Origin of the sequence: Leptospira andrefontaineae (assembly GCF_004770105.1) — a bacterium.
Taxonomy (GTDB): Bacteria; Spirochaetota; Leptospiria; order Leptospirales; family Leptospiraceae; genus Leptospira_B; species Leptospira_B andrefontaineae.
Genome location: NZ_RQEY01000016.1, coordinates 95,627 through 117,996, shown reverse-complemented (window position 1 = coordinate 117,996; position 22,370 = coordinate 95,627). Strand labels below are relative to the sequence as shown.

Here is a 22,370-nt window from a genome sequence, read left to right as displayed (position 1 = left end):
TTGATCGGAAAAAAAACCTTTTGAGTCAATCTATTTCAGCTCTGATGAAGTGCTTGCCGTAGGAGAAGGAAGCATGAGTATACCAATAACACTGGTCGAATCATGAGCTCTCCATACTTCAAAATTGTCGGTAAAAATCCTCTTCATGGAACTGTAATGCCCCAAGGGAATAAAAACGAAGCCTTACCTATTTTAGGCGCCGTCTGTTTAGTTCCTGGCGAAGTAATTATCGAAAATATTCCCCAGATCTCAGACGTGCTAATGCTCATGGACGTTCTACGCCATTTAGGAATGGAAGTAGAAGATAAGGGAGAAGGAACGTTCTTATTTCGTAATAATGGAAATCTAAAGTCGGATCTTCCTGCAGAACTATGTTCCAAGATAAGAGGAGCTGTCACGCTTGCAGGTCCCATCCTCGCCAAAACAGGGCGAGTGTTTTTACCAAGACCGGGTGGAGATAAGATCGGGCGGAGAAGAATGGACACTCATCTTCTCGCACTAGAAGCGCTTGGCGCACAAATCGAAGTATTTCCGGACGGTTACGAAATTAAAGGTGATAGACTAAGAGGCACAGACCTTCTCATGGACGAAGCTTCTGTTACTGCTACCGAAAACGCAGTCATGGCAGCCGTACTTTCAGAAGGTGTTACTATCTTACGTCATGCCGCTAGCGAACCTCATGTGCAGAGACTTTGTAAATTTTTAGTTTCTGCCGGAGCAAAAATTTCAGGGATAGGTTCTAATATCCTAACTATCGAAGGTGTAAGCTCCTTAAAAACCCCTGAAAAACCGCATAGGATCGGATCAGATTATTTAGAGATCGGTAGTTTTATCAGCTTAGCTGCAGTTACTGGCGGCGAAATTTTTATCGGAGATGTGGAGCTGGAAGACATCCGCATGATCCGCATGGTATATTCTCGCTTAGGGATAGAAGTTCGCCCCCAAGATGGAGGCATATTAGTTCCTTCTGATCAAAAAATGGAAATCATTCCGGACTATCATGGAGCCACTCCTAAAATAGACGATTCTCCTTGGCCTGGTTTCCCTGCGGATATGACTTCTGTTGCCTTAGTCACTGCTACACAATGTAAAGGAACAGTTCTAATTCACGAAAAAATGTTCGAGTCTAGATTATTCTTCGTGGATAATATAATCTCGATGGGTGCTCAAATTATTCTCTGCGATCCGCATAGAGCAATAGTGATCGGACCAAATCGTCTTTATGGACAAAAAGTAGCGAGCCCTGATATCAGAGCAGGAATGGCAATGATTATCGCGGCGCTTTGCGCAGAAGGTACAAGCTCTATCCATAATATCGTTCAGATAGATAGAGGGTTTCAAGATATAGATACTAGACTAAGATCTCTAGGTGCTCATATTGAGAGGATAGGTGAAGAATGAACCGAAAAGACTTCTTCCGGAAAGGCTTAGCAAAAGCTTTTTCCGTAATGGAAGAAGGCGTTAATGAAATTTCGGAAACCTGGAAAACTGCTGTAGAGGAAGATAAAAAAGCAGAACCGGAAAAGATCCCGCCCAAAAAAACTCAGATCAAGGTCCCCAAACCTAAAACAGTTAAAAGTAAATTTAAAGGTTTTAGGAATTTACAATTTCCTCCCGGAGCAGATGCAAAAGGAAAACGATTCTTTTCCAAATGTACTGCATGCAGTGATTGTATCTATGCATGTCCTTACTCGGTTCTGTTCCCAGTTCCAGACGATAAGACTGGTAAACATTTTCCTCATATGGATGTGAATCTGAATGCATGTATGTTATGCAAAGATTATCCATGTATCTCCGCTTGCCAAACCGGTGCACTTTTACCTTATAAAGAAAATCAATCTCCTAAATTTGGAAAAGCAAAAGGTTTCTTCCAACATTGTATTAACTCCAGAACTGGAGAAAAAACCTGCGAGACCTGTGCGATCACCTGCCCAATCCCAAATGTAGTTCAGTTCAAAGGAAACAAACCCAATTTTTCGAATGACTGTGTAGGTTGCGGTTTATGCGTTTCTTCTTGCCCTACATTTCCTAAGGCAATCCAAGTACAATGAGCCGTTTTTCCAAACTTTCAGGTTTGGTGTTTTTATTTTTATTCTCTAATTCTTTAATTTCAGATCCTATTCCGAATAAGATAAAGATCGGGATCTTATCAAAATATTCTCCAGACTCAGTTCATATCATCGCAAAAAATTCCAGAATACAATATTCGGGAAAGAATAGTTTAGAAAAAGATAAAACGATTTTAATCCGAGCAGAAGAAGATCAAATCAGAATTATAGACGGAGCAAAAAATTCCAGATCGGAACATATCTTATTTTCGAGCGGAGAATACGAACTTGAAATTCCTAAAGACAAAGGCCCTAAAAAATATTCTGGAGATCTGGAAATCACATCCTCTAAAGGAAAACTTAGACTTATACTTACTGTTCCATTAGAAGAGTATGTAGGGATCGGAATGACTTCAGAATTCGGGGATCTATTTTATCCTAAGGACGAAAAGAATTTAAAGCCAAATTGGAAACAGGAATACACAATTGTCGCATCAGCAATGATCCGTTCCTATGCACTCGCTAACTTAGGAAGACATTCCAAAGAAGGCCACGATCTTTGCGATCTAACTCATTGCCTCCAATTTTCTGGAAAATTAAAAAAGGAGAATATAAACTTCTCTTCATCTAAAAAAATACTTCTGCAAGATAAAAGCGAAAAAGTTTTAGAGACATTCTTTCATTCTACTTGCGGAGGAAATTTATCTTCTCCTTCTGTTCTCTGGAAGAATTTTAAAAATCCACACTATTACAGATCCGGCTCTGATACAAACGGTGGGGATGTTCAATGTAAAAATTCTCCATACTTCTCTTGGGAAACTTTTATCACAAAAGAAGAAATGGAATCTGCCTTAGAAGTGAAACAAATCATTGAATTAGAGCCCAAATATTCCGAATCCAGGATAACATCTTTAGAATATAAGGATTATTCCGGAAAAAGGAATATCCAAGCATCTGAATTCTTATCTAAAATCGGTAAAAAACTGGGCTGGAATAAAACCAAGAGTAACGATTTTAAGATCGAAACAAGCTCTCGAGGATTTTATTTTAAAGGAAAAGGATTCGGACATGGGATCGGTCTTTGCCAATATGGAGCAAGAGAAATGGCGTTTCGAGGAACAAAATCGGAAGAGATACTTCGTTTTTATTTTCCTGGAGCAGAACTGAGGCAAATTCCTTGAAACCAATTCTTACTACATCTATTATATATTTACTTTTTATAATGTTATTTTTTGAAACATTGAATGCTCAATCTGCCAAAAGAAAAGTAGAAGGATTTGAATTTTACTTTTTAGATGACTGGAACAAACAAAAAAATCCGGAAAGACTACTCGAAATATTTGCGGAAAAATTCGTCATGGAGATCCGATCCGAATCGGAAAGACTAGAAAAAAGAATTCCTCAAAACACCCAAATCTTTATCTCAGAGAACTCCGATGTATTCAGAAAATACTCAGGCCAACCTGGAAGTTTGGCCGCATTCTATTCTCCAGGAAGTAACAAATTCTTTTTTCAAAATCCGGAAAGTTTAGCTAAAAAAGGAATTTTAGATACAGTGATCAAACATGAGATCTGTCATTTTTTAGCTCCCGAATCCAAATCTGAAACTTCCTTTTGGATGCAAGAATCTTATTGTGAATCTTTATATCCTACAAATCCGAAACCAACATCTGTAGATCTCAGATTTCCTTGGAGTTGGGAAAAATTCGACGAAGATTGTATTAAAGAAATCCAGGCAAGAAACGGATCCAAAAAGAAGATCTTATACCAGAAACTTTTTCTCTGGGGCTCCTGGCTTTTAAAAACAAAAGGAGAAGCGAGATTTAGAGCATTTTTAGAACTTCCAAATACTGAAATCCAGAACATATATTCACAATTTGTAAAGTCCAGGTATTAAAAGACCTTTAATTTTCCCCAATCTTCTCCTTCTTTTCCGGAACCGAAAGAGATCACCAATCGTTCAAAAACTTTTAGTTTGTCTAAGATAGGTTGTACATCTCTATCAATCGTTTTAGAAGTATACTCAGGAGATCCTTCTGCTCCGTATAAATAAAAACTTTTGAGATCATCCAAAATTCCAGGCACACGGACCACTAAATGATGCGGATAATACGCCAATTCTTTTGCAGGACCGGAAGAAAACAGATCGGCTTGATTTGGTCGATTTCCATTTCCGGAAGAAACAGTTTCTTCTGCACTTTTTCTATCGGAAGCTAAGTATTTCCAATTTCCTACTTTCAAAGAAGCAGGAGTATAGAAACCACCTTTTCGCAAAGGATAAGATTCTAAATTCGTATTCTGATAAGAAACCTTAACAGGGTTTCCAACTTTGAAAATCGCTTTTAAAAGTTTATCGTCCGGCACAGAAGCAGGTAAAGAAATCCCAAATCTCGGATAAACCATTCCTGATCTATATTCTAATCCATTAAAACTGAAAGCGACCCCTTTCTCGGAGCCAAAGTATTGTTCATGGATTCCTGCATTTTTACCGAATTCATTTAAACCCTCTCCGAATTGTTCCCATTCTCCACTAATGGATTCTAAAGATTTCCAAACTTCGGATGGTTTTAATTCTTCGGAATAAAATACTAAATTTGTTTCACGAGGTATTACTTTGGAGAGAGCAGGGCCGGAACTAACTACTTGGTTTTTGTCTCCACCTATCTTAAAAACTTTTCCATCCAGATTTCTTCCGGTTTCCCAACCCAAAAGTAAAGCAGCTCCTGAATTCCCGAAGGAAGGTTTAAGAAATGGAGCGATCAAAGAATCAGTTCCTGCATAAAACAGGACCTTTTTTTCTTTTTTAGAGGCTTCTTTTCTAAGAACATCAAAACCACTTTGGTTTCCTAAAGAATCATTATTTGCAGAAGAAGCCAGATCTAAAGATTTTTCTAATAGATCTTCTGAGTCTGTGAGAATGATAAAATCTCCTAGCACAATCGCTAAAATTTTTCCAGAACCGAATTCATATTTAAATGCTTCTAAGTTTCCGAATTTTTCGGAGCCTGCCGCAAATTGATCAGCGAAATCATCTGCAGAATGTGTGTTTTCAGAACCGGTAGGAGTATAATATCCTTCTTCTGTTTGCGGAGGAGTTTGTGGTTTTTCTTGTTTAGCAGTTTCTTTAATTACGACCTTTTCTCCCTTAAAAGCAGTGATCAAACTCACTCCTAACTTGGAACTTGCACTTGCCTTACCTACGAGTAAAAAATTGGATTTAGGAAAAGTCGCAGCTGCCACTGGCCCATCGAATAATGCTGCGAGCCTGGACGGCTTTGTCATTACTCCTGCTTTCGCTTCTAATAGATATAAAACTGAGCTGATCTTTCTGAGTTCAGGTAAAGTTAGGATTTTTTGGAAAGTACCGTCATCGGAAAGTTCTCTTCCCAAATTCGTCTTTTCCAGGTCCTCTACAAACTCTTCAGGACGATATACTTCCACAAGCATACTTGCTTTTTTAGGAATGAGAAGAGCAGGATCCTTAATTGCCGAGTCAATCGAATATCCTTTGAGAGAAAGATAAAAACCGATCGCCAAAAGTACAACTCCTGCGCCTGTAGGAGCTCCAACTTTAGGATCTTTTAATATATTTTCTCTGAACCCGGTTTTAAAATTTTCCAAAGATTCTTTAGAGAAAAGATCCTTGATCTTAGGAATTATTTTTGTTTTAAAAATTTGGATGCAAGTTCTCATTTTTATTTACCTGATTTTATTGCAGAATCATTACTTTTAGAATCGATCTTATTCAGGAGAATCCCAGCCAAAGATTTAGCCTGATTCCCTCCGGAGCCATTGTCCACAAAAACGGTCAGCACATATGATTTTCGATCTTTACGAAAAGATAATACTGTCCATCCATGGGTTTCATATTTATGCATAAATTTAGTGCCAGTCCCGGTTTTGCCGCCCAGGATCTCCAAGTTTCCGTTTTCGGAAACATTCAAATCTTTTAAAGTTCCAGTTTTCGGAACCTCGGAAAGAGTGGAAACAATCCATCTCAAATCCTTTCCATTATAAGGATTCTCTTCCGATCGAACAGGTTCTTGGTTGGTTCCCCAATAAGGAGAAAGTCTTGGTCCTTCTTTCCAAATGGAAGAATATAACTGAGAAATTTTTAAAGGACTTAGGAGAAGTCCACCTTCTCCAATAGAAGCGGAAACTTTTCGTAAAGAACTAATAGATATAAAATTTATATCAGAAGGTTCTATATAGGAATCTAATCTAGATCTTGTGGATTTTCCTAAACTCCAATCCTCATGTAGTTTAGAATAAAATAGATCAGGATCAGAAGAAGCACTCGTTAAAAAATATACGTTACAAGACTGAACTAAAGCGGATCGAAGATCCATTTCCCCATGACCTTTTGCCAAGGAACATCTCAGATATTCTTTTCCATTTTCATCCTGAGGAAGATGTAATGTGTTTAGGTCAGATTTAGTGGGAGTTATATTTTCCTTAGGGTAAAATCTACCTTTGCATAATATTTTCTTTTCCGGAGAAAATCCAAGTCTGTCTTTGTATTTTAGCAAAGTTAAAGCAGAGAAGGTCTTTACCAAAGAACCAGGTGGTAATTTTTTAGAAACAGCTATCTCCGGTCTGTATATATATTCTACTTTTCCGGAATCCATTTCCATTAAAACTACAGAGGATGTGGAATTTTTAGATTCGAATTCCCTTACAGCTTCATCCAGATAAGAATAAGAAAACTTAGGAGCAGCTTCTAACTGCAGTGCATATAGCAGGATTCCAATCGATATAATTCGGATTTTATAATATACTTTGGAATTCATTCTATCAATCCGGCTCTATCTCGAAATTTCCCAGATGATAGACTTGCTGAGCCCTAGTCATTGTGAATTGGTATTGTTTTCTCTTTTCTCTGGGAGTTCCTTCATATAGAACTACGTACACTTTGGCTCTTGTTACCTGTGCATTAAATGGGGCATAGTATTGTGCCTGCACCGCATAATTTCCAGGCAAAGCCTTGGACATGGTAAAAGTCTGAGGAGCAAAAGTAGAATCGTCATATACAAGATTGCCTCCGGACTTAGTGGAAGTATGGGCCCAGTAACACTTCTCTCCTGAAGGATCAATTACCCAAAGATCCGTATAACTCGCAGTATCCCAGGTTAAAACAACTTTGATATCGCGAGAAGGAACCTTTGCAAAAAAGCTGACCTTATCATAAGCCTTGCCAGCACGAACCTCTATCAAATTATCTCCGGGAGAAGCCACAGTGCTAAAAGAAAATTTACCTGCATACAATGGCACCATTTGAGGGATACCATTGATAACTACTGTGACTTTTTCAGGACTAATACCGGTCACAGTTCCTGAAATTTTCTGTATTCTTTCAGTAGTAAAACCACCATGAGGAGAATCTATAGACACAGTTTCCGCACCCAAATATATTATGGAAGTTGAATATATAACTACAATAGAAGTCAGGAAACGTGTCCCAAATCTCCTATTCAATTTTCCAAAAGATATACTTGGATCGGAAAAAAACATCTTAGGATTCCGGATCTATCTCAAAATTCGCGATATGATATACTTGTTGGGAACGGGTCATCACGAACTGGAATTGTTTTCTTTTTTCGTTCGGCTTTCCTTCATTTAAGACCACATATACGTTCACTCTGGTGACCGGTTTATCATAAGAGCCATAGTATTGCACCTGAACAGAATAATTCCCAGGTAGCGCCTTAGACATAGTAAACGTTTCTGGTCCATATCCATCCACAACGTCCACATCCAAATTCCCTCCAGATTTGGTGGAACGATTTGCATAAAAACATTTTTCTCCCGTAGGATCTAAAACCCAAAGATCCACATCAGTAGCCGTATCCCAGGTTAGAACAACTTTGATATCTCTAGGTGGAACAGCAGCAAAGAAGGAAACTCGATCACTCGCGTTGCCTGCTTTCACTTCTATCAGATTTGTTCCGGGAGCAACCACAGTGCTTAAGGAAAATTTTCCCCCATTCAAACGGATCATCTGAGGAATTCCGTTAATTACTATGGTTGCTTTTTCCAAATTTCCGCTAACGGAACCAGAAACAGTTTGGATCCTCTCCGTAGTGAAACCTCCATGAGGAGAATCTATAGTCACTGTCTGCGCAAATATTGCAGGTCCAAAAAGTAAAAGAGCGCTCAGGAGTAAATTATTGAACATTGATTTCATCATCTGAACTTGCTCCTGTTACTTCTGAATAATACATCAGGGAAGCTCTTGCTGGAATTACCTTATACTTCCCTCCTACTTCTGCCCGTATGAAATACCGGACCTTAAATTCTTTTGTAGGACCTCCTACAAAGAACACAGCTCTATCGTCATAGATCTGGCGACTTAGATATTCCATTTTCAGATCACCTGCGTAATACTCCGCATCCCTTTGTAAGAATGAGAATCCAGGTAATAGGGAATCTTCTACTTGGTAATAAGAATCTGCATCGCCTTCTTTCTGGACGGAAACTTCCACCATGACAAGATCTCCTGCTTGGAAAGTTTTGGATTCCACCGGAGTGATATCATTCGAATCCACTTTTAATTTATAGTATGTCCGTTTTACTTTGATACCATTGGAGTAAGATTGTATCTTTTTGCTTCGGTCCGTGTAATACAAGGAAGCGGTTGCATAAAGAACTGGCCCGTCCTTCTTCAGAACTTCTACCTTGTTTGATCCGGATCGTATCAACTCGGAAGGGATAGGGATCTTATACAATTCTCCCTGCTCCGACTTAGGAGGAAGAGTCACCGTTTTCAAACTGGTTCCGTTCAGAACGATCTCCACATTTGCAGGAGTTTCAGATTCACGAACAGAAGCTAAAAACTCTGACAGAGCCAAGACCGCAGCAGATGTATCTCTTGAGTTATTCCAAGCAAGTTCGATACGATTTGATAAAAGAGAAGAAGCTAGATTTGCAAGAATGACCTTGTCTTCTCCTAATCGAACTCCTGCGCTTAAGAGTGCGGAAATTGTTTCGATCCTATCTTCTTCCCAACGAGGATTTTTACCGTAAGAAGTAAGTTTTAAGAAAGCCTTTTTACCAAATCCACTGGACTCTATACCTTTTTTAAACCAGGTAGAAGCTTCTGCTTTCTTACCTTTATTAGCTAAAGTTAATGCAAGCAGTGCCTGTCCATATTGATTCAATTTGCCGGAAGATTTTACCAAACCGTCCACGATAGAATCTTCTACATTTCCTCCTTCACTTAAGGAGAAAATAATATATGCTTTTGCATTCGGAGAAAGGTCTCCTTTTCCTAAAACATCATACAAATAAGCTCTGGCTCTGTTTACTACCGGAGCAGAAACTTTGGTACCGTTTTTCTGACTAATAGCCAACCCTCTGTAAACATAAGCGGACATTAGGACGTCACTTTCCACCCCACCTTCGAACCAACCGAATCCACCGTCAGTTCGTTGGAGTTCCGACACTCTTTTCAGTCCTACATCTATCATCTTAGGAAGTTCTTTCTTAAGCCTTTCGTTGATGAAGCCTGCTTTTTGGGCTGATAAAAGAGGATAGAACCTACTCATAGTTTGTTCCACACAACCGTAAGGATAATCCGCAAGATAATCCAAAGACTGTCTTAAAGCAGGCAAGGAAGCAGGGCTTAGTCGAATCTCCAAACGAGGATCTCCTAATTCTTTAGGCGCTTCTAAATTTAGAACTCCCGAATGTTCTCCTTCTTCCATTCCTAAACTATCAGAGATAGTTTTAGGCAATCCCCAAGTTTTAAGTGGAATTTCTGATTTAAGTAAATCTTGGTAACCCGCACCCGCAGCAAGAATGCTGATCTTTGCGGATTTGATCTTAGGATCTGCAAGAGTTTGCACATCGAAATGTAGAGATTGATTTTGGCCCGGTTCTAGATTGATCGTAGTTTCTGAGTTACCTAAAATTTTTGCACCTTCTGCCTTTACAGTAACTTTGATAGGAAGTTTGGTTGGAGATTGATTGGAAATCGTAGCGGAAACTTTTTGAGTTTCTCCCTTGATGATAAATCTTGGCATTCCACCTAAGATCATTAGATCTTTTTTAGCAACAAAACTGGTTTGTCCCCTTCCCACTTTTGTATCCGGAGTGATCGCGATCGCAGTCACTCTCCAAGAAGTCAAATTATCCGGAAGATTAAAACTAACTGTTGCAGTTCCATCAGGCCCAGTTTTTACTTTTGCATTCCAATAACTTGTATCTTTAAAACGATCCCGAGCCTGGTCCTCGTTTTTCATCGCTGAATAAACTGAATCTCCCTTTTTACCCAAGGCTAGTTTTAATCTTTTGTTCTCGGAATAACCGAAGAATTTATAGGCAGAAGCTAAAGTGGTCTGCACGTTATTTCTTCTTGGATGATAGAAGAATGTTCCTATATTAGGGGTCTTCTCTTCTTTGATCTGATAAATGGCCTCATCTACAATTGCGAGAGAAACTTCTGCAGAAACCCCAGCACCACCTAGGCCAGTAGTTTTCAAACGGATCTCCGCTTTATCACCTGGACGATATACCTTGCGTCCCGGTTCCAGAGCCACTTTCAAAAACTTCTGCTCCGGAGGAGCGACCACTCTTACCTGGCTTTTATAAACATCATTTCCTGAAAACTGAACTGCAGATAACGTGAAGTTCGGGCTCATCTCTGCAGAGATAGGGACCGCATATTTCAAAGCGTTCCCTTTCATCTTTACCACTTCTTTTTTGAAGATACGATTTCCTTCCAGGGTCAAGATCATATGCCCATTGGAAACAGGACTTAAAACCAGAATTTCCGCAGTGTCACCTACAGAATAAATATCTTTACCAGGCTTGAGAGTAATATCTTTGAAAGGAATTTCGATAGAATCGGAAACAGAAGAAGCCCAGAAGAAGGTTTCAGACTTTGTAGTATTTCCGTTCGGGTCCTTTGTTTCCGCGACTAAAACAAACTGCCCTCTTTTAGGAATTGTAAAAGAAGCAGTCCCGACTCCCGATGCGGAAGTCATCACGGACAAGGAAGAAATTTTAGAACGATTTGCTTCTCTTACGAATTGGATATCTCTATTATAAAGAATAAGGTCTACATTTCGATTTCCCACCATCTTCTGGCGTTCGACTTCACTCAAAGTTTTATCATAAGCTATCAAACTTACGGTTAACTTTGCGTCTTTACCAGGCTCGTAGACTGAATTGTCTTTAGAGATCCTAACAAAGAAAGCACTTCGATTCACGGAGAAGGAAGCGGATCCATCCAAGGTCATATCCTCGGACTGAACGGAAGCAATGATCGTATAAACAGAATCTGCATCCGATTTATCCGGTTTAAAGCTGATAGAATATTGCCCTTTGGAATCTAATTTTCCTTTTCCATCCAAAACCAATTCTTGTTTATCACTTTGGCCTGACTGTTCCAGATAATCGGAAGAAGCATCAAAGTTGATCGTTCCGACAGGAGAATAATCAAATTTAGGTCTGCGGAATACCCTATAAGCAACTTCTTGTCCAGCAACCGGTTGGCCGTAATAATATCTAGCCTTTACAAGAGCGTTTACTTCTTCCCTTTGCAAATAATTGGATTTAGGAACGGATACCGAAACTAAAAAAGTAGGTTTTTTATAAGCCTCTACGGCAAATTCGGTTTGGAAAGTTTTATCACGGAAATTTAATATAAGAGAATAATTTCCAAGAGTTGTATTCTCCGATTCCGGAACTACAAATTCCCCCGAAAAAGTTCCGTTGTCGCCTGAGATATTGATCGGAACACTTGGGATAGAAGTTTCTCCCTGTTCACTTGCAATAGCAATTACACCTGTACCTGAAATCGTTCTATAATCATCTTGGGAGAAGTTTCTAACTATTCCCTTGAAATAAACGGTATCTCCCGGTCTATACACTGGGCGATCCGTATACATATAGGCTCTTGGCCCACCTTCTCCATAAAAGGAACTGGAATAAAATTCAGGATCGGAAACAGAATATTCTCCGTTCTTATGAGCAAGAACCATTCCTTTTACAGGACTTCTTCCCTTATAAAAATAAGTTCCGTCCGAACTTGTTTTTCCTGTTTGAAATGCTTGGCCATTCTCCAAATTAAAAAGAGTGAGATCCACATCCGAAACTGGCTCTCCACTATCTTTGCGACCCACATATACGAATGTCTCTGCGTCAGATTGTTTTACTAAAAAGTTTAAACCCGATTTGATCAGGATGGTATAAGCCAGCTGAGATCCGGAAACTCCCTCCACAAGATAAACACCATTATCTCTGATCGGGACAGGAATCCTACGATATGCCCAAAAGGAAGTAACCGTCGGAATAGAGAATGTTGCGACCAATTCCTGGTCCTTTAATATGGCAGGGACAGCTAGAGGTTTATATTCATCAGGTTTTTCATAATCAATTCCTAATGTTTTTTTCAGTTCGGATCTAGTCTTAGAATTGAATTCCTTTCTTGCAACTTTACGAAAATCGTTTCTGAATTTATCAACAGTTCGTGTGAAAAGTGCGATCGGATTTCCAAAGGCACCGTCATTATTCTCTTGGACCAATCTTTCTTTTACTTTTTTGGTCAAGAATGCTTGAGGATCTGCAATCTTATATACTCTGAACTCGTAATTTACGGTTCCATTTCCTTCCAGATTTACATATGCGTTTTCACCTGAGCCGAAACTTCGATCCGTTCCGAGATAGAATGCAGAGGAACCGAACAAATTCGGTTTCACATAAAATAATCCTAATGCAGAGATCAAAATTGCGAGAAAAGAGAATATTATCTTTTTGCGATCCGATATACGAGTTCTCATTCTGAAATTCCTAGTCTAAAATCCGAAATCTATAAACCCCAAGAAAATTTCGGTTATTCTTTTCCGGGGAAAACAACACACTTCTTTCCAATTCTTTTGCTCGGATCAATTTGATCCCTCGATCCGAACCTGTATGATATAAAAGCTGAGGATTTTTACTTTCCCCTTCTACCAAGATCATAGAATGGAAATTTGTTCCAACACCACGATCCGATCTGAAAAAGAGAATATCTCCCGCTAGTCCCGACTCCAACTCTTTGGAAACAAAGGAAGAATGGAACTTTTCCAAACTTTCCGCGTCTGCAAATTCTCCGAATTTGCCCTCTCCGACCCGAAATAAATTTTTACCAATATAGGGTATATCCGGGTAATTAAATTCCCGGACATCCGGTAAATTTTTATCCAGCAAGATCCCAGTCCGAGTTTGCCAGTCCTGAGTATGAGCCTTCAGAGACTCCTTATATGCGAAACGAATCAATCCGCTGCAATCCCTTTCCTTCAAGTTCCAGGAGGAATTCTCTTTTAAATATTGTGACAAAGAGATCCTAACAAACCAGTCCCGAAATGCCTGGCGATCCGATTCTGTTCTAAGCTCCGCAGAATCAGGAAACCCATCCTGGTCAAAATCCCCATCTCGGCTGAACAGGGAAATTTGGACCGTTCTACCTTTTTCGGTTCGGATGATAATATTTGCGGGGACCTTCCCAGCTTGCACACGTAAGACGTCTTCTCTTTCATTTTTTTCGCTCGAGAGAAGTTTGAGTAATTCTGGATCTATGCCTTCCCAAATAAAATGATCTTTTACACCGAAGATCGGATTCGAAATTTTTAAAACGGCAACTGATTTACCGTCTGCAGGCATTCTTAATTCAGTTGGATCCAAAATGGATTCAAAATAAGAATTACATTGGAATAAAACGAATATTAGAAGATAAAAAACCCGAAACTTCAAGGATTGAATCCAAATCGCAGAGGGTCAGTAACCCAATGCCTTTCTGATCTTTTCCGGAATATCTTCGAACTTGGGATACTTATGCTTTTTGCCATCAGGGAAAATAACGTAGTAAGTCCCATTCAAAACTTCCATATAATAATTTCCCTTCTTCTTTTGCCCCACAGAAGACTTGTCCATCTCCTTTACCATTGCCTGATATCTGGAAGGAAGTTCCTGCCAAGAACCATAAACTTGGATCTCTCCTGCATGATTCACAGTGTACATTCCGTTCTCATGCATGATCTTAATCCCGTTGTAATCAAAAACTTCTAAAACATTTATTTTTGGTTCTTTCTTTTTGGGTTTTTCATTCGGATCGAAACTCATTGGTTCTTCCGAAGGAATATTATAATGAACTACTGATTTGGAATCGTGTCTTCTGTTTCGAGTGAGAAGTATATAAAGATAGGAGAGGCCGGACAAAGCCAGCGCAGCAAAAATCAGATAATCAAAATGTCTGGCTATCCATCCCATCACTTCAATCTATACTCGATCGCCTTGCATGCAAACGGGACAGGATCTCCGGCCTGGGTCCAAAAACTACACTTCTCGAAAGCGACCGAGGCAACACAATTGTCCACGTCCTTCTTCCTTTGTCTTCCCGGAACTAAAGATGTGATATTTCTGCTAGATCCGCATTCTGCATCTTTTGCGGCGTAAGCTACTATGATCTTAGTGCCTGCTTCCCCGAAAGTGTAAAAATCGTCGTCCACATTGGAACAATTCAACAAACCAAGAGTTAAGATTATAAGAAGGATTAGGCTCTTATTGGTAGTTCTAAAACTTAAAGAGTTAAATTTCATGCTCCGGCTTCTTAGGTGGTAATAATCGTATTTTTTCATCCAAAGGAAGATCTACTTCTCCTAAAACGGTTTTGTATCTCACTGATCCTTTCATTCTCAAATTCGGATCTTTTCCAGCGATTAAGTTTGTGACTACTAAAATTCCAAGTAATAGTTTATCCTGATTCTCTCTCTTTTCAAAGCTTGTTTCTATCCTGAGTTGGACAACAGTTTTGGAAAAGGCAGGAATATCTGTTTCTTCTTCCGAAATAACCCGAGCTAATTCAGCCTCTTTACCATCGGTGCCGGTAGTTATTACGCCAAGATCAAACTTATAAATTTTAACGGAAGAATCGTTCGGGTTCTCTATTTCCAATCGAGAGGTCATCAAGATTTTGGGAGAAGGTGGAAAAGGTAGAATTTCTACCTTCTCCGTTTTTGTTTCCAAGATCCGAAACTTACAAGCTTGTAGTTTTTTGACATTCTCCCTTAGATCTCCTAAGCAGGAGTTAAAAAGTAAGAAGGTCCCTAAAACCAAGACGAACGGCAGAAAACCTCTCTGCCCTTTAATATGCGGGGAAAATATTCCCATCAAAGCTCCCAACCATTGGAAATGAGAACCTTCCCTCTGGTCATATTATTTGCATATTCTTGGATAGCTTTGTCCGCCTCTTTGAGTGGATACTTAGCAGCGATCTGAGTTTGGAATTCTTTTCCTAAAAGAGAACGGATCTCTGAAGTGATCTTCCAGATTTTTAAAGGGTTTTGCTGAGGCATCCAAGAAGAAAGCCAATAACCTTCTATCTTTTTGTCCTGAAAAATACCAAGTCCTGCATGGTAAGAAATGGGCTCTTCTGATAATGCACCGTAAACCACACATTTACTCCCATAAGGCATTGCGGCTAATGCTCTTCCAGTGATCTCTCCCGCAACTGCATCCAACATAATCGTAGCATTCAGTTTATTGGAAAGAACCCTAAGTTCCCTATCAAAATTCGGAGAACTGGAATCCAATACATGTTCTGCACCGAGAGATTTAAGAAGATCAACCTGCTCCTTTCTTCTAACAACATGAATACCAGGGATTCCTTTCTTATTAGAAAGTCTTAATAACATTTTTCCCAATGCGGAAGCGGCTGCAGTTTGGACATATGCCTTATGTTTTTCTCGGATGACTTGGTCTAACAGCGCCCAAGCAGTGATAGGATTTACGAACAAACAAGCGCCTTGTTCCAAACTCACATCTTTACCTAAAGTAAAACAGGAATACGCATCAGTGATCATGTATTCTGCGTAAGGTCCGTCACCTTTATTCGGAGCCACACATGCGACCGGTTTACCCACAAGAGAATTTGCTCTCCAACCTCCGCCGCTTGCTATTACCAAACCGCTTCCTTCAAAACCGGGAACGACAGGAAGTTTTTTCTTAATTCCGTAAAGTCCTCTCATGAACATTAGATCAGATGGATTTATGGAACCGGAATGAACCTTAAGTAGAACCTCTCCCTTCTTTAAAGGTTTCAGTTCTTTTTCTACAATCTTAGCTCTTCCAGGTTCGTTGCTGTATTCTTTCAATTCGTATGCAAGATACGATTTTGGTAGTTCGAATTTTTTTGCCATTTGATTACCCTCTCACTCTTCGTCCTTTAATGTCAGATGCCGGATCGCTTCCGGTTTATTTTCTATTATATGATTTTGTATAAATGCTTCCGCGTCTTCTTGAGTTTTGATAGAAAACCAAAGACCTTCCGGATAAGAAACCTGCACTGGGCCCAGCTCGCATCGATCCAAACATCCTGATTTTTGGATACGGATCTTACCTTTTAATCCAAGTTCTTGTACTCTCTTTTTCATATAAGCGAGTAATTGAGGAGATCCTTTCGGACCACAAGAAGGCCTTTCTCCTTCTGCTCTGACATTCTCGCAGACAAAAACATGCTTATCAAAATACATTAGAGCCTTGCCTTTCCTCCTAATTTCCTATATAGGCAAAAGCTTTGAACCCATTTTTTCAGAGATTAGTTTGAAGCTCTAACGGTTGCCAGAACCTAAAAAAGATTTTTTTATGGTCTAAGAGGCTCGATTCCCGAGTATTTACTCATATTTGGAGAATAGGATGAAACGATTCGTTATACTAATTTTATTATCCTCATTATTACTTTCTCTTTCCTTCTGCAAAAAGGAAGAGAAGCCTGTATTAGAGACAGAAAAACCCCTATTCGAAAAAGTTTTGTCGGAAAACGATAAGATAATTCAATTTCTCTTAACAACGGAGAGTGTTTCTCCGGACGTAAGTGGATTAATTTCTTCCATAAATTCTTTGGTAGAAGCAAAAGGTGGCTTGGAATCTTCAGCGCTAGAAATGAAGAATGTATTGGAAGAGGTAAAATCTTCGGATGTGAAAATATCCTTTGAGGCCTATTCGAAGTTCAGCGAAGTTTTAGCGAGTACAATGAAAGCGCATGGACTACAGTCTGGAAGAAACCGTTTCTATTGTCCGATGGTCAAAAAGACATGGGTGTTTTCCGGCATGAAAATCCTAAATCCATACGCTCCGGATATGCGTGATTGCGGTGACCTTATTCCCTGAAAACAAAAGACAAGAAGAAAGAACCTGCCTAGCGGGAGTCTCTGAGTCCAAACCCTGTCCCGGAAATTGTAGGGATTTTTATAGGGAATCGAATTGGAATGACTCCGGTGAACAGGCTTGTTTTGCCTTCGAAAAATTAGAAAAGTTTTTAGAAGGGGTTAACTCTTTCTCAGTTGGAGCCACTGCATTCCAACAAGCACCCGCAGATATTTTAGAGAATTTTTCTACAAGATCAGAAATTGGTTTCGATCTAGTCCGATATTTTCTTTCTATCTCTTCTCCGGACCAAGTAATGTCCACAATTCTGGAGATGGACGATTCTTTACTGTATAGGATCGTAAAAGAAGATTTTAAAATATTCCAAAAACTTAAAAAAGAGAAGAAGGTCTTTGGAACAGAAAGTAATTTTCTGGATTCAAAAGCAGCACAATTCTGGAACGGACTTCCTCCGGAAAGAATTTCCAAATTTATTTTATTCTGTCTTAGAACCAAAAAAGATAATATATTCGCGGCAAGATTTTTAGGACTTATGCCTATCGAAACTCTGCTCATGCTTGGAGAATCTTTAGGATTAAATAAAGAAGAAGAAGCAGAACTCTACAGAGGGTTAGAAGATTCTCTCTACGAATTCCCGATCCGATTCCCGGGGATCTATCCTCATCTAATTGAATTATTTTCAGAAGATCCAGAGATTAATATTATACTCTCTACGATGGAAGGACTTGTAGAAAGAAAAGAATCCCTATTAAGAGCAAGAGAAGAAGTTCTCAAAATTATAGAAGAAGCTCATAAAAAGAACTCACACCAGGAAGTATTAAATTATCTGAATACTTTGGATAAGGATGCTGCTTTAGAAATATTAGGAATGTTAGAAGAGCAGAACCATATAGGATTTTCTGAAAAAAGCCTATTGTCCGCTTATATCAAAGGAGAAGAGTCGGACTTCATCACCTTCGGAAGAAGGCCTCAAGTTTTTAGAGTAAAATAAAGGTCTAAAACTCCGATGGAACGGAAATATTTAGACCCTTTCTTCTACCTCGTATTCCTTGAATAAACTCTTTTGATTTCCCATATCGCTTTGGAATTCCACAGGATAATCCGAGGTAAAACAAGCGTTGCAGAAACCTCCGCCCCTATGATCATTCACCGCTTTGTGCATAGAATCCACTGAAAGATAAGCAATAGAATCCACTCTCAAATACTTTCGGATCTCTTCGATCGTATGTGTAGCAGCGATCAATTCTTTATGGGTTGGAATGTCTATCCCGTAATAACAAGGGGAAACAGTAGGAGGAGCGGAAACTCTTAAGTGGATCTCGGTAGCACCTGCATTTCGGATCATCTTAATGATCTTACGGCTGGTGGTTCCTCTCATGATGGAATCGTCCACGATCACAACACGTTTTCCATCCACTACATTCTTCACTACATTGTATTTGATCTTAGCACCAAAATCTCGGATCTTTTGGTCCGGCTCGATGAAAGTCCTACCCACATAGTGAGAACGGATCAATCCCTGTTGGAAAGGAATTCCGGAAGCCTCTGAATATCCAAGCGCTGCTATATTTGCAGAATCCGGAACAGGGATCACAACATCGGCTTGCACAGGAAGTTCTTGAGCGAGTTGGTTTCCAAGTGCCTTGCGGACTTTGTAAACTGACTCACCAAAAATATTGGAATCTGGTCTCGCGAAATAAATGTATTCGAAAATACAAAGCGCAGGTTTTGCAGGTGGGAAAGGATAGAAGGAACGGGTTCCAGTTCTATCCACAACGATCATTTCACCAGGTTCCACATCTCTTTCGTAAGTGGTATCGGTGATATCGAATGCGCAGGTTTCGGATGCGAATACTATGGATCCGTCATCCCTTCTTCCCATAACCAAAGGACGGAAACCGTTCGGGTCACGAACAGCAATCAATTGGTTTTTGGTAAGAACAACAAGGGAATATGCCCCTCTCACTTTTTTCAGAGCAGAAGAAAGTGCGGAAAGTAGATCGGTTTCTCCGGAGCGAGCCATGAGATGGACGATCACTTCTGAGTCGATTGTAGTTTGGAAAATGGAACCTTCTTTTTCCAATTGAGAACGAACTTCCCAAGAATTTACAAGGTTTCCGTTGTGAGCCAGAGCGATCGGCCCTAAATGGGACTCAACCCTAAGAGGTTGAGCGTTCCTTAAGAAGCTCGCACCAGTGGTAGAATAACGATTATGCCCGATGGCCGCGGTTCCGGTTAGCTCCCGGATCTTGCCTTCGGTAAAAATATTGGCTACTAATCCCATTCCGGCGTAGCGGTAGAGATGTTCTCCATCGGAGGAAACGATCCCGCTCGATTCTTGGCCTCTATGCTGCATAGAATACAAGCCGAGGTAAGTGAAATTGGCCGCTTCGGGAGAATTAAAAATCCCAAAGATGGCACATTCTTCTTTTGGTTTGTCATCTCGGACTAGGGTCCGTAGACTGGACGTATTGGGAATCGAACTCATGGTCCCCCTTCCGACGCTAGTCTCCCAGGTCGCCTTTTAGATGCAAATACAATCCGATTATATTGTCGTAGACAACGTCCGAAGCCTACAGTTGGCATTGATTACTCTCTCTCAATCCGATTGCCTCTCTATTGATACGGAATCCAGCGGTTATTACACCTACTATTCCAAAGTTTGTCTCATCCAAATATCCTCTAAGGGTAAGAATTATATCTTTGACCCTATTCGTTTGGACGACCTCACCGGGTTAGGCCCTCTATTCGAGAATCCTAGCATTTTAAAAATATTTCATTCCGCTTCGGACGATATCAAAGCTCTGAAAAGAGACTTCGGTTTCAAGTTTATCAACATCGCAGATACGATGTTCAGCTCTCGTTTATTAGACTTAGAACAGAACTCTTTGTTGTATCTTGTGGAACATTACCACAAGGTCAAACTTTCGAAGAAGGAGCAAAAATCCAACTGGGAAAAGCGCCCTCTAGAAAAAAGTCAGCTCCAATATGCAGCCCTGGACACGGTTTATCTGGAATCCATTTGGACTAAAATGAGCGAGGAACTCGGAAAACGTAAATTGTTAGACGAAGCGGTTTCTGAGTTCGCAAAAATCGCGGAAGAGGAGCCTGAACCTTTCGAAGGATTCTCCATCAATCTGGAAAAATTTCCCAATGTTCTTGAGTTGGGTTCCGACGAAAGAAGGGCACTTCACGATACTCTAGGCTTCCGAGACGAAAAAGCAAAAAGAGTGAACAAGGCTCCTTTCAGAGTTTGGAATAACGATAAGGTTCTGGAATTAGTCAAGTCACGAGGTGAGTTGAACAAACTTATAGATATTTTAGGCAAAAAAGACGCCGAAAATTTATATCAGGTTTATAAAAATCCAAGCGGTCCTCCTATCCAAAAAAATGATCTATTCAAAAGATCCATTGAAGATTTGGCAGGGGAAGAAGCGGACAGATTTAAAAGATTAAGGCAGTGGAGAGAAACAATCATGTCCATTCGCCGGATGGGTCACAACTTGATGCCGTCTAATAAGAATATCGCGGAGATTGCGAAAAGAAATCCTAAATCTATCGAAGAGTTAAAAGAGCTAGGTATCTTTTCCAACTGGAAGGTAGAAAATTACGGACCTTCTATTATAGCTGCAATGCAATCTAAACCGTACGAGACCACCTTGTCCGGTTTGATCCCGATCAAAAAGAAATTTGATTAGATTAGAATTAGATAAACTAAAAAAGGAACTTCCCTTTCTACCGGAAGGAGAACCAAATCTACCGGAAGATGTAGCACATTCTTCCGTAGTCATGCCTGTATTCCAAAAGAACGGACAAGACGGCTTCCTTCTTCAAAAAAGAAATCCGAATCTTGCCTCACATCCTGGACAGATCTCTTTTCCAGGTGGAGTCAAAGATCCAGAGGATAAGGACCTTCTATTCACAGCTCTCAGAGAATGGGAAGAAGAGATGGGAGCTCCAGACAAAGAATTATCCGTGATCGGAAATTACAGAGGGCAACTCACTCATACTGGATTTCACATCACTCCATTCTTAGCTAAATATTCAGGAGATTTCAAATTCGAATTCAATCCGGAAGAAGTAGAAAGAGTCATCGTGCTGGAGCTGGACAGACTTTGGGAGGCCCCATTCTACAGTATTAAGGGAAGAAGGAAGCCTGACTCACCTTTATTAGAAGTATTTTACTTTGATATAGAGGAAGGGCTTTTATGGGGAGCCACTGCAAGGATCATTGTGGACTTCTTAAGAGAACATGCAGGGTTCGATCGTTCTCCCATTTTAAGAACTCCTAACCTAAATTCAGCGCCGTTCTTGGACGTGAAAAAGTCCGAATAGTTTCCGCATAAAACGAAAGATCCAAGGTTTTTGATTTTTCTTTCTTTCTATTTTTTTGTCTCATCTCCCAATTTTTCTTCTAACCCTTACGTCTCTAAAAAATGTAGTCCTACGAGGTTTTCCACTTTAGGGATTCCAAAAGTGGACCGAAATTATATACGACATAATTTAAAACCCTTTTTCCGGGAGTTTTAAAGTTCGTATTCGAACTTCGAAAGGCATTTTACATAGGAGCATTCCAATGAGCAAAATTAAGGATCTATTTAATTCCGACATCCGCACTAGTTATCTAAAAGAAAGCTGGAAAGAAGAAGACTGGTATGAGTCTCTCGCCGGCAGACCTGGCATTGAACAAAAAATCCCTTACTTTAAAAAGGGAGAAACTTCTTCACTTAAGGTGGCGGTTCTTAGCAGATGACTCCGGAAGAAAAGGAAGCCCTCTTTCGCAGTCTAGAAGAGATCAAGTTCGCCATCCAAGCAAGTCAGCCTGGTGGAGAATACAAAGCGATCCTGTATAGTATTCCGATCGTAGGCATCATCTTCGGATGGTTATTATTATTCTTCCTATTCTTTTGGTGGTATCGTCAGAGAATGGCGATCATCAAAGCAGGCCTTTATCAAAAAGAAAAATTTGATCTGCGTCTTTATTCCTTCTTCTTAGGACTGATACTTACCTTTGTTGGTGTAGCTCTTTCCGTTACTTTCATTTTAGTATTAGGAAAATCTTTAGCGATGCTAGGAGGATTGATCCCCCTTGGTACAGGCTTAGGTCTTCTCTGTTATTATAAATGGTCTCCTAGGAAGTGAATCGGTCCTACTGAAATCCGATCCTTCCATAAAATA

At 39.9% G+C, this 22,370-nt stretch carries 22 protein-coding genes; 10 read left to right on the top strand and 12 right to left on the bottom strand.

Annotated features, from left to right (window positions below):
• Positions 1 to 102: 102 nt before the first annotated feature.
• Genes murA through EHO65_RS10535 form a run of 4 tightly spaced genes read left to right on the top strand, consistent with a single transcriptional unit; the run spans position 103 to position 3,945 of the window.
• Positions 103 to 1,401 carry a UDP-N-acetylglucosamine 1-carboxyvinyltransferase gene (murA, locus tag EHO65_RS10550; RefSeq protein WP_135774104.1) on the top strand — a complete coding sequence of 433 codons (1,299 nt, stop codon included), beginning with the start codon at positions 103 to 105 and terminating at the stop codon, positions 1,399 to 1,401.
• Positions 1,398 to 2,051 carry a 4Fe-4S dicluster domain-containing protein gene (locus EHO65_RS10545; protein WP_135774102.1) on the top strand — a complete coding sequence of 218 codons (654 nt, stop codon included), beginning with the start codon at positions 1,398 to 1,400 and terminating at the stop codon, positions 2,049 to 2,051. Before murA ends, EHO65_RS10545 begins: the two co-directional genes overlap by 4 nt.
• Positions 2,048 to 3,229 carry a SpoIID/LytB domain-containing protein gene (locus EHO65_RS10540; RefSeq protein ID WP_135774100.1) on the top strand — a complete coding sequence of 394 codons (1,182 nt, stop codon included), beginning with the start codon at positions 2,048 to 2,050 and terminating at the stop codon, positions 3,227 to 3,229. The genes EHO65_RS10545 and EHO65_RS10540 overlap by 4 nt, the downstream gene beginning before the upstream one ends.
• Complete coding sequence (locus EHO65_RS10535; RefSeq protein ID WP_244243500.1) at positions 3,226 to 3,945, top strand: hypothetical protein; 720 nt, start codon at positions 3,226 to 3,228, stop codon at positions 3,943 to 3,945. The genes EHO65_RS10540 and EHO65_RS10535 overlap by 4 nt, the downstream gene beginning before the upstream one ends.
• On the opposite strand, the gene EHO65_RS10530 is transcribed toward EHO65_RS10535, so the two are convergent.
• From EHO65_RS10530 to EHO65_RS10480, 11 genes are read right to left on the bottom strand one after another with little or no spacing between them, the layout of a single operon-like run.
• Positions 3,942 to 5,741, bottom strand: coding sequence for a hypothetical protein (locus tag EHO65_RS10530; RefSeq protein WP_135774098.1), 1,800 nt, complete (start codon positions 5,739 to 5,741; stop codon positions 3,942 to 3,944). The genes EHO65_RS10535 and EHO65_RS10530 overlap by 4 nt on opposite strands.
• 2 nt (positions 5,742 to 5,743) lie before the next feature.
• Positions 5,744 to 6,838: a penicillin-binding transpeptidase domain-containing protein gene (locus EHO65_RS10525; RefSeq protein WP_135774096.1), complete on the bottom strand. Its 1,095-nt coding sequence runs from the start codon at positions 6,836 to 6,838 to the stop codon at positions 5,744 to 5,746.
• A 4-nt stretch (positions 6,839 to 6,842) separates the two neighbouring features.
• Complete coding sequence (locus EHO65_RS10520) at positions 6,843 to 7,559, bottom strand: DUF2135 domain-containing protein (RefSeq protein ID WP_135774094.1); 717 nt, start codon at positions 7,557 to 7,559, stop codon at positions 6,843 to 6,845.
• Between the two features lies 1 nt (position 7,560).
• Positions 7,561 to 8,232 (bottom strand): YfaP family protein, encoded by a 672-nt coding sequence (locus EHO65_RS10515; RefSeq protein WP_208744064.1) that lies wholly within the window; start codon positions 8,230 to 8,232, stop codon positions 7,561 to 7,563.
• Positions 8,213 to 12,829: an alpha-2-macroglobulin family protein gene (locus EHO65_RS10510; RefSeq protein ID WP_135774089.1), complete on the bottom strand. Its 4,617-nt coding sequence runs from the start codon at positions 12,827 to 12,829 to the stop codon at positions 8,213 to 8,215. Before EHO65_RS10510 ends, EHO65_RS10515 begins: the two co-directional genes overlap by 20 nt.
• A 10-nt stretch (positions 12,830 to 12,839) precedes the next feature.
• The gene (locus EHO65_RS10505) at positions 12,840 to 13,781 is read right to left on the bottom strand and encodes a DUF1175 family protein (protein ID WP_135774087.1); all 942 of its coding nucleotides are present in this window, start codon (positions 13,779 to 13,781) and stop codon (positions 12,840 to 12,842) included.
• A gap of 24 nt (positions 13,782 to 13,805) precedes the next feature.
• Complete coding sequence (locus EHO65_RS10500; RefSeq protein ID WP_135774084.1) at positions 13,806 to 14,297, bottom strand: hypothetical protein; 492 nt, start codon at positions 14,295 to 14,297, stop codon at positions 13,806 to 13,808.
• Complete coding sequence (locus tag EHO65_RS10495; protein WP_135774082.1) at positions 14,297 to 14,626, bottom strand: LIC13255 family lipoprotein; 330 nt, start codon at positions 14,624 to 14,626, stop codon at positions 14,297 to 14,299. Before EHO65_RS10495 ends, EHO65_RS10500 begins: the two co-directional genes overlap by 1 nt.
• On the bottom strand, positions 14,616 to 15,197 hold the full coding sequence (locus tag EHO65_RS10490; protein ID WP_135774080.1) for an LEA/WHy family protein: 582 nt from the start codon (positions 15,195 to 15,197) through the stop codon (positions 14,616 to 14,618). The genes EHO65_RS10495 and EHO65_RS10490 overlap by 11 nt, the downstream gene beginning before the upstream one ends.
• Entirely contained in the window at positions 15,197 to 16,225 is a 1,029-nt protein-coding gene (locus tag EHO65_RS10485; RefSeq protein ID WP_135774078.1) for a zinc-binding dehydrogenase, read from the bottom strand. Before EHO65_RS10485 ends, EHO65_RS10490 begins: the two co-directional genes overlap by 1 nt.
• A 12-nt stretch (positions 16,226 to 16,237) precedes the next feature.
• On the bottom strand, positions 16,238 to 16,558 hold the full coding sequence (locus EHO65_RS10480; RefSeq protein ID WP_135774076.1) for a (2Fe-2S) ferredoxin domain-containing protein: 321 nt from the start codon (positions 16,556 to 16,558) through the stop codon (positions 16,238 to 16,240).
• Positions 16,559 to 16,721: 163 nt separating this feature from the next.
• On the opposite strand from EHO65_RS10480, the gene EHO65_RS10475 reads away from it, so the two are divergent.
• Together EHO65_RS10475 and EHO65_RS10470 are read left to right on the top strand one after the other, a co-directional pair.
• On the top strand, positions 16,722 to 17,195 hold the full coding sequence (locus EHO65_RS10475) for an LIC13259/LIC11441 family protein (protein WP_135774074.1): 474 nt from the start codon (positions 16,722 to 16,724) through the stop codon (positions 17,193 to 17,195).
• Positions 17,179 to 18,183 carry a hypothetical protein gene (locus EHO65_RS10470; protein WP_135774501.1) on the top strand — a complete coding sequence of 335 codons (1,005 nt, stop codon included), beginning with the start codon at positions 17,179 to 17,181 and terminating at the stop codon, positions 18,181 to 18,183. The genes EHO65_RS10475 and EHO65_RS10470 overlap by 17 nt, the downstream gene beginning before the upstream one ends.
• Positions 18,184 to 18,213: 30 nt before the next feature.
• Here EHO65_RS10470 and purF read toward each other — a convergent pair whose 3' ends face one another.
• Positions 18,214 to 19,680, bottom strand: coding sequence for an amidophosphoribosyltransferase (gene purF / locus EHO65_RS10465; RefSeq protein WP_135774072.1), 1,467 nt, complete (start codon positions 19,678 to 19,680; stop codon positions 18,214 to 18,216).
• A gap of 40 nt (positions 19,681 to 19,720) precedes the next feature.
• Here purF and EHO65_RS10460 point away from each other — a divergent pair, with 40 nt between their 5' ends.
• The 4 genes from EHO65_RS10460 (at position 19,721) to EHO65_RS10450 (ending at position 22,334) form a co-directional block, all read left to right on the top strand.
• Entirely contained in the window at positions 19,721 to 20,890 is a 1,170-nt protein-coding gene (locus EHO65_RS10460; protein WP_135774070.1) for a ribonuclease D, read from the top strand.
• Positions 20,886 to 21,527 (top strand): NUDIX hydrolase, encoded by a 642-nt coding sequence (locus EHO65_RS10455; RefSeq protein WP_425269340.1) that lies wholly within the window; start codon positions 20,886 to 20,888, stop codon positions 21,525 to 21,527. The genes EHO65_RS10460 and EHO65_RS10455 overlap by 5 nt, the downstream gene beginning before the upstream one ends.
• A gap of 241 nt (positions 21,528 to 21,768) precedes the next feature.
• Positions 21,769 to 21,945, top strand: a complete 177-nt coding sequence (locus tag EHO65_RS19915) for an LIMLP_16695 family PerRB-regulated protein (RefSeq protein WP_086448547.1) — start codon at positions 21,769 to 21,771, stop codon at positions 21,943 to 21,945.
• On the top strand, positions 21,942 to 22,334 hold the full coding sequence (locus EHO65_RS10450) for a hypothetical protein (protein WP_135614431.1): 393 nt from the start codon (positions 21,942 to 21,944) through the stop codon (positions 22,332 to 22,334). The genes EHO65_RS19915 and EHO65_RS10450 overlap by 4 nt, the downstream gene beginning before the upstream one ends.
• Positions 22,335 to 22,370 lie beyond the last annotated feature (36 nt).